Here is a 7099-nt window from a genome sequence, read left to right on the forward strand (position 1 = left end):
TGGCGGGGGACGCCGCGCATGTGCATCACCCGATCGGCGGTCAGGGGCTCAACACCGGCGTCCAGGATGCGGTGAATCTGGGGTGGAAGCTTGCCCTGGTAGCCAACGGGTCGGCACCGGACAGCCTCCTCGACAGCTATCACGCCGAACGGCATCCGGTCGCGGCGCGGGTGCTGCGGCACACGATGGCGCAGATGGCGCTGCTGCGCCATCCAGCCGACGACCGAACAAAAGCATTGCGCGACATCATGTCTGAGGTGTTGCGGATGGACGAGCCGCGTCGGCGCTTCGCTGCGACGATGTCGGGACTGGATATCCACTACGACCTCGGGCCAAGACACCCCCTGCTCGGACGCCGCATGCCCGATCTCGACATCGTCACCAGTGCGGGTGTGCGTCGAGTGTTCACGCTGTTGCACGACGTGCACGGGGTGCTGATCAACTTCGGCGAGCCCGGCGCACTCGACCTATCCGCCTGGGCCGATCGAGTTCGGCTGGTCGACGCGAAATATGTTGGCGAGTGGGAGCTTCCAGCCCTGGGCACCGTTGCTGCTCCGGATGCGGTGCTGGTCCGGCCGGACGGGTACGTCGCGTGGGTCGGCGACGGTTCCGACGGCGGCTTGACCGACGCGCTGAACGGGTGGTTCGGACCACCGAGCGTGGCTCGGCGCTAGGCGGTGCCGGACGCGGTGTCAGCCCTCCAGGGCGTCTTGCAGCTCCCGCACGTGGTCCTGTGTTTGTTGCAGCAATGGCCGCAGCGCCTCGGCTACGTCCGGCAACCCCAGATCGTTGGCCTCGGCCACACGCTTCCGGTAGCGATCCAGCTGACGCTGCTCCAATTCCATGTCGGCCTTCAGCGCTGCGGCCCCGTCGGATGCATCAGGCACGTCGGGCACTTTGACAGTCGGCGTGCCACCGAGAAAGTCGATTTGCTGGGCCAGTATTTTGGCGTGCTCTAACTCCTGAGCCAGGTGGTTGCCCATTTCCTCGGTGATCGAGTGGTACTTGGGCCCTTTGATCGTTGCGGTGTGCTGGATGTATTGGACAATCGATTGATATTCGGTGCCCAGATCTTCGTTGAGTCGTTCGATGAAAGTACTGGTGTCCATGCGGCTAGGTTTCACGCAACGCGGTGGGCTCAAACGCGAGCCGGGGGGTGTTACGCCTGACCAGTGCCGATGCGCCTTGGTGGCAAACCGATCGTTGGCTGTTCGGGCGTTGTCGGCGACCTTCGCGCTGGTGCTATTGGGGATAGCCAGCGCAGGCGCAGCGCCTGCTGAACCGGTTGTCCACGGAATCGGCGACAAAGCAGTGGGCTGGGATACCTACCGTCGATTGGATCGGTTGCCATACCTGAGCGCGGACACGGAGACTCTGCAGGCCTCGAGCTTCGATCGGACCGGCGGCGATTTCGACATCAGCACCGGAAACCAAAACGGCAGTGGCGGTTGTCTGGCTTCGGGTGGTGTCGGGTGTGTCATCGCCGAGGATCGCGGCGCCGGCGAGCTTGATTCGATCTGGTTCACCCGCGACGGCGGCAATGTGAGTCGTATGGGAGCGATCCGCATCGATTTGGATGGACAGACTGTGATAGATGCACCGTTGCAGTCGTTGGTCGATGGTGGGCTGGGTGCGCCATTCGTCTGGCCTCTGGTGGCCAACGCTGCGCAGTCGCCTGCGGGGGTTTATGTCAAGGTACCTATGCCGTACCGGCAGTCGATGCGGATCAGCGTCGCATCGAATCTGCAGTACTACCACGTCGACTATCGCAAGTTTTCGAACGCCGAAGGCGTGCGGACGTTCTCGCCCTCCGATCCCGCGCTTGACGTGATCACCACTCTGCGCGCCGCGGGCACCATCGACCCCAAACCGCCGGCACCGAGTGCAGCACACCACAATCGGGGCGTCGAGCTCGCGGCCGGCGCTACCGCAACGATCGCGGAATCGACTGGCTCAGGCAGTATTTCGGCACTGCGCCTAAGGTTGCCCAACCGGGCTGATCAAGTCCTCAACGGGCTACGGCTGCGGATCGAGTTTGACGACCGAACCACGGTCGACTCACCACTTGGCGAATTCTTCGGCGCCGGATTGGGCGCCAGCGACGTGCGATCAATGATGTTCGCCACAATCCGACAACCCGACGGATCGTTCTCGTTATCGGATTGGTGGCCAATGCCTTTCGCCCGCGCGGCACGGGTCGCGCTAGTCAACGCGACCGCCGCTCCAGTTGGGGGTATCGACGCCGATGTCGTGACCGTTCCCGATCCGCAGTGGGCGCCCGCGCTAGCCAGCGGCCGCGCCGGCTACTTCACCGCACATTCACATGCCGGGCCGACGATCCTCGGTCAGGACTGGTTGTTCGCCGACGAACAAGGCCACGGGAAATTCGTCGGCGTCAGCCACACCATCAGGGGCTCTCGCACCAAAACGTCGTTTAGCGACGGCGCCCCTTACTTTCTCGAAGGAGCCGAGCGCGTATACACAGACGGTTCCCCATCGCCCCAGTGGTACGGCACCGGCACCGAGGACTTCTACGAGGGCGGCTGGTATTTCGACAACGGCACCTTATTCAGCGACCCGCTGACCGGCCAACCCGATCAACGGACCGCGGCCGGCGGATGCGCAGATTACTGCGTAGCGGTCTATCGGCTCATGCTCGCCGACGCCATCGGCTACCACTCCGCAATCCGCTTCGGGATTGAGCACGGCAAGCGCAACATGGTGCAACCCGACTACAGCTCAACGGCATTCCTTTATACCCAACCAGACGACACCATTGCATCCAGAGACGAAGTCGACCCAACCGATCTGGTAAGTCGAATCATGCATATCTACACCGATGCCAACGCCCCGGAGCAAACGCTGATCAGCACGTACGAGGGCAGCGATGACACCCGCACGATCACCGGCTTAGTCCGCGCTACCCGAGCTCCGATCACGTTCGACGCCCAAATCCGCCCCGACAATCACGGCATCCTGTTGCGCCGCACATCGGATCAAGCGGCCGGCTATCAATCAGCAACTGTTGCCGTCGACGGTGTCCCGGCCGGGAACTGGTTACAACCGCGCAGCAACACATTTCACCGTTGGCTCGAGGACACCTACTTAGTGCCCGAATTCCTGACCGCAGGCAAAACTCGGATCACCATCACACTCGTAGCCGTCCCCAGCGCCCCACCTTGGACGGCCAGCCGCTACCGCGTCGAAACGCTGACCGGGACATAGATGAACCTGGCAGCCCGGCCCAGTCGGATCAAGGCTAGCCCGGTAGGTTGAACGCGATTCCGGACTTGCCTGAAGGGAGGCACCGTGGGCGACATCGCCGCCATGTCCGAGGCCGACCGCGGGTGGATGATCGACACGCTGTTGGCTCTGCTGCAGACCCCGAGCCCAGCTGGGCGCACCGACGCCGTCATGCAACTGATCGGCGACATCTTCAACGACTTCGGCGTGCCGTTCTCGTTAACCCGCCGCGGTGCACTCACCGCCCACCTCCCCGGCGAGTCCAAGCACACCGACCGTGCACTGGTGGTGCATGCCGACACCATCGGCTGCATGGTCCGCAGGCTCAAGGACAACGGTCGCCTCGAGCTGATTCCAATCGGCACCTTCTCGGCCCGCTTCGCCACCGGCGCCCGCGTGCGAATCTTCATCGACGACCCCGACGAGTTCATCACCGGCACGGTGATGCCGCTCAAGGCCAGCGGACACGCCTTCGGCGACGAGATCGACAGCCAGCCCACGGACTGGGGGCACATCGAGGTCCGCATCGACCGCAAGGTTTCGTCGCGAGACGACCTCGTCCGGCTCGGCTTGAAGATCGGGGACTTTGCCGCATTTGTCACCAGCCCCGAGCTGGCCGCCGACGGCTTCATCGTGTCCCGTCATCTCGACGGTAAGGCCGGTGTGGCCGTCGCACTGGCACTGGCCAAGAACTTCAGCGAAAACAAGGTCGTGCTCCCGCACCGCACCACGATCATGGTGACCATTACCGAGGAGGTAGGCCACGGGGCTAGCGACGGCCTGCCCGCCGACGTCGCCGAGCTGGTCTCGGTGGACAACGCGGTGTGCGCGCCCGGCCAGGACTCCATCGAGGACGGCGTCACGATCCCGATGGCCGATTTGCACGGCCCGTTCGATTACCACCTCACCCGCAAGCTCTGCCGGCTCGCCGAGGAGCACGGCATACCGTTCGCGCGGGATGTGTTCCGTTACTACCGATCCGACGCCGCCGCGGCGATCGAGGCCGGGGCGGGAACGCGCGCTGCGTTGGTGGGCTTCGGGCTCGACGGTAGCCATGGTTGGGAACGCACCCACATGGACTCGTTGGAGGCGACGTACAACCTGCTGCATGCCTGGCTGCAAACACCACTGACGTTCGCCAAGTGGGACGCGAAGCCATCGGGCAAGCTGCGCGACTTCCCGTCGTCGGAACAGCCCGCGCCGACCGAGCAATGGGTGCCGTTGGCACGCGGCGAGCACGCCGAGCCCGGCGATGTGTCGCCGGGCTCGCACTGGCCGCCGTCGTCGGCACCCGAGGCGAGCGACTGACCCTAACCATCGGCGCCGATTTGTACGAGGATGAAGCAATGCGATCTCACGTCGTCCTCGTGACCATGGCCGCGTTGATCGGCCTGGCTGCCCCCGCGCACGCCGACCCGAATCCTGATGCCAAGTTTCTTGGCGCGCTCAACAAGGCCGGCATCACCTATCACGACGGTCCCGCTGCGATCGCCATCGGCCGGCGAGTATGCGAGTTGATGGACCAGGGCAATCCCCAAGCTGCTGTCATCAAGAGCATGACCCAGGAGAACTCCGGATTCACCGATGACGGCGCAACGAAGTTCGCCCAAATCTCGGAAAACGTCTTCTGTCCGCAGCACACGTGGGGAATCGTCCCAACGCCCGCGCAGCAGCCGTGGTCCCCGCCAATCGATTTCCCATTGCCGCCCCTACCGGCCGCGTTCTAAGCCGATGACCGTCTTCGCCAGTAGTTCGGCACGGTGCCTCGCACCAGTAGCCGTCGCCACGTTCCTGCTCGTTCTTGCCGGGTGCTCGCATCCACCCGGGCCGATGGCACCACCGGTCGCGGCAGCACCTCCTTCCACCACGATGACGGTGGCGGCTGCGCCGAAGGCGCCCGATGGTGCACAGCCCCGGCTGGCGTCGGATCCCGCACAATTGGCCGACGACCTCGTCGCCGACGAGCACGCGCTACGTGACCCGTCGACGGGGGAGCCGGCGCTGGTGGCGGCGGCTCACCGCCAGCAGGCTGCCTATCGGGCCATCGGGCAACATCCCGAATGGGATGCTGCCGCCCGGGCGCGCATCCCGGCTGAGCTCCTCGACGTATACGACCGCAATGTCGACGCCCGTCGTCAGCTCACCGCGATAACCCCGGTTCGTAGCACGCTGCCCGCATGGCGCATCGTGCCGCCGGCACCCGCCGACCAATTGCTGGGCTTCTACCACCAAGCCGAGGCGGACACCGGTGTCAACTGGAACTACCTAGCCGCGATCAACCTGGTCGAGACCCGCTTAGGCAGCATCGACGGTGTCAGCACTGCCGACGCGCAAGGCCCAATGCAGTTCTTGCCCGCGACGTTCGCCGCGTACGGCCAGGGCGGCGATATTCATTCGCCGCACGACAGCATCATGGCGGCGGCCCGTTATCTCGCTGCGAATAACTTCGCCAACGACCGCGATCACGCCCTTTACCGGTACAACCACGCCAACCAATATGTGCGCGCGGTTGATCAGTACGCGGCGCTGATTGGCGGCGACCCTGCGGCGTTCGCCGGGTATTACCGGTGGGACGTCTATTGCCGCACGACCGCCGGAGATGTGTTGCTGCCCATCGGTTATGCCCAGGCGTCGCCGATCCCGGCCGCGGACTACGTCGCGTCACACCCGCAGTAAGTCAGTTCGCGGCCAGCACCAGATCTTCGGTGAGAGCCTCGTCGGTCAGCTCTTCGAGCTCTTTGCCTTTGGTCTCCGGCCCGAGCAGGTAGCCGATCACCGTCAGCACCCACAGGCCGGCCAGCGCCAGGTACGGGGTCTGCAATCCGTAATGCATGATGGCCCAGCCGACGACGGTCGGAGCGGCGATGGAGACGACGCGGCCGCCGCCGACTGCGATTCCAAAGCCAGTTCCGCGCAACACTGTTGGAAACAGCTCTGCGATATAGGTGTCGCCGACACCCCACAGCCAGCCGAGGGTCGCGATGGCGACCGCGCCGAAGACTTGATACTGAGCCAGCGAGTCGGAGGTCGCCGCCAAGATGGTCGAGGCGACTTCGATGACCGCGGCAAGGATCGCCGAAGGCCGCCGACCGATTCGATCGGCGAGCGCGGTTCCGAGGAACGCGAACACGGCTTGCAGCAGGAAGAACACCAGGGCGTAGCGGATCGCCTCGATCGGCGTGGCATGGAATTTCTTCACGATGTAGGTCGTCAAGAACAGCGTCATGCCCCAGTAGCCGACCGCGTTTGCGGTGTAGATCAGCCAGCCGGCCACCAAACGTCGCCGCACGCCGGGCAAGTGCCAGAGCCGCGGCTTAGCGGTCCCGCTGGCCCGGACATCGACGTAGCGATGGGATTCGGTGATACCCCGCCGGATCAGGAACAAGACAATCGCGGGGATGATCGCGACGATGAATGCCGATTGCCAGCCGAAGCGCGGCACCAAAACCAGCGCGACACCGGCGGCGAGAACGTAACCCAGCGAGAAGAGCGAAAAGATAACGCCGCCAACGCCGATCGCGCGGGTCTTGGCCGGCCAGACTTCGGCGGTGTAGGGCGCGCCGACGGCGAGTTCGCCCGCACCTCCGACTCCGGTGAGGAATCGCAGTCCGGTGAACGCGGCGATGTTGGTGGTGAGACCGGCCAGGGCGGTCGTGATGCCGTACAGCAGGATCGACGCCCCGAGCGTCGTCTTCCGCCCCCACCGGTCCGCCGACAATCCGAAGCCGATGGTGCCAATGGTGTAGCCCAGCAAGAAGATCGAACCGATGTAGCCGGCTTGAGCCTCGGTGATGTGCAGCGTCTGTTTGATTTCCGGCAACACCAGGCCGTAGATGTTCACCGCATACGAGTCGAA

At 64.5% G+C, this 7099-nt stretch carries 7 protein-coding genes; 5 read left to right on the forward strand and 2 right to left on the reverse strand.

Annotated features, from left to right (window positions below; genetic code table 11):
* A partial coding sequence (locus VGH54_RS10530; RefSeq protein WP_331511913.1) for an FAD-dependent monooxygenase occupies positions 1 to 674 on the forward strand: 674 nt, incomplete at its 5' end.
* Positions 675 to 692: 18 nt separating this feature from the next.
* On the opposite strand, the gene VGH54_RS10535 is transcribed toward VGH54_RS10530, so the two are convergent.
* Complete coding sequence (locus VGH54_RS10535) at positions 693 to 1109, reverse strand: ferritin-like domain-containing protein (RefSeq protein ID WP_331511914.1); 417 nt, start codon at positions 1107 to 1109, stop codon at positions 693 to 695.
* 109 nt (positions 1110 to 1218) lie between these two features.
* Here VGH54_RS10535 and VGH54_RS10540 point away from each other — a divergent pair, with 109 nt between their 5' ends.
* The 4 genes from VGH54_RS10540 to VGH54_RS10555 all read left to right on the forward strand — a co-directional run bounded on the left by VGH54_RS10540 (position 1219) and on the right by VGH54_RS10555 (position 5919).
* Positions 1219 to 3225 carry a glycoside hydrolase family 172 protein gene (locus VGH54_RS10540; RefSeq protein ID WP_331511920.1) on the forward strand — a complete coding sequence of 669 codons (2007 nt, stop codon included), beginning with the start codon at positions 1219 to 1221 and terminating at the stop codon, positions 3223 to 3225.
* An 84-nt stretch (positions 3226 to 3309) separates the two neighbouring features.
* Complete coding sequence (locus tag VGH54_RS10545) at positions 3310 to 4551, forward strand: osmoprotectant NAGGN system M42 family peptidase (RefSeq protein ID WP_331511915.1); 1242 nt, start codon at positions 3310 to 3312, stop codon at positions 4549 to 4551.
* A 38-nt stretch (positions 4552 to 4589) separates the two neighbouring features.
* Positions 4590 to 4970 carry a DUF732 domain-containing protein gene (locus VGH54_RS10550; protein ID WP_331511916.1) on the forward strand — a complete coding sequence of 127 codons (381 nt, stop codon included), beginning with the start codon at positions 4590 to 4592 and terminating at the stop codon, positions 4968 to 4970.
* 4 nt (positions 4971 to 4974) lie between these two features.
* The gene (locus VGH54_RS10555; protein ID WP_331511917.1) at positions 4975 to 5919 is read left to right on the forward strand and encodes a lytic transglycosylase domain-containing protein; all 945 of its coding nucleotides are present in this window, start codon (positions 4975 to 4977) and stop codon (positions 5917 to 5919) included.
* 1 nt (position 5920) lies between these two features.
* Here the strand turns inward: VGH54_RS10555 and VGH54_RS10560 are convergent.
* Positions 5921 to 7099 (reverse strand): MFS transporter (locus VGH54_RS10560; RefSeq protein ID WP_331511918.1); only part of this gene is annotated, 1179 nt, incomplete at its 5' end.

Source organism: Mycobacterium sp. (genome assembly GCF_036488105.1).
GTDB lineage: Bacteria > Actinomycetota > Actinomycetes > Mycobacteriales > Mycobacteriaceae > Mycobacterium.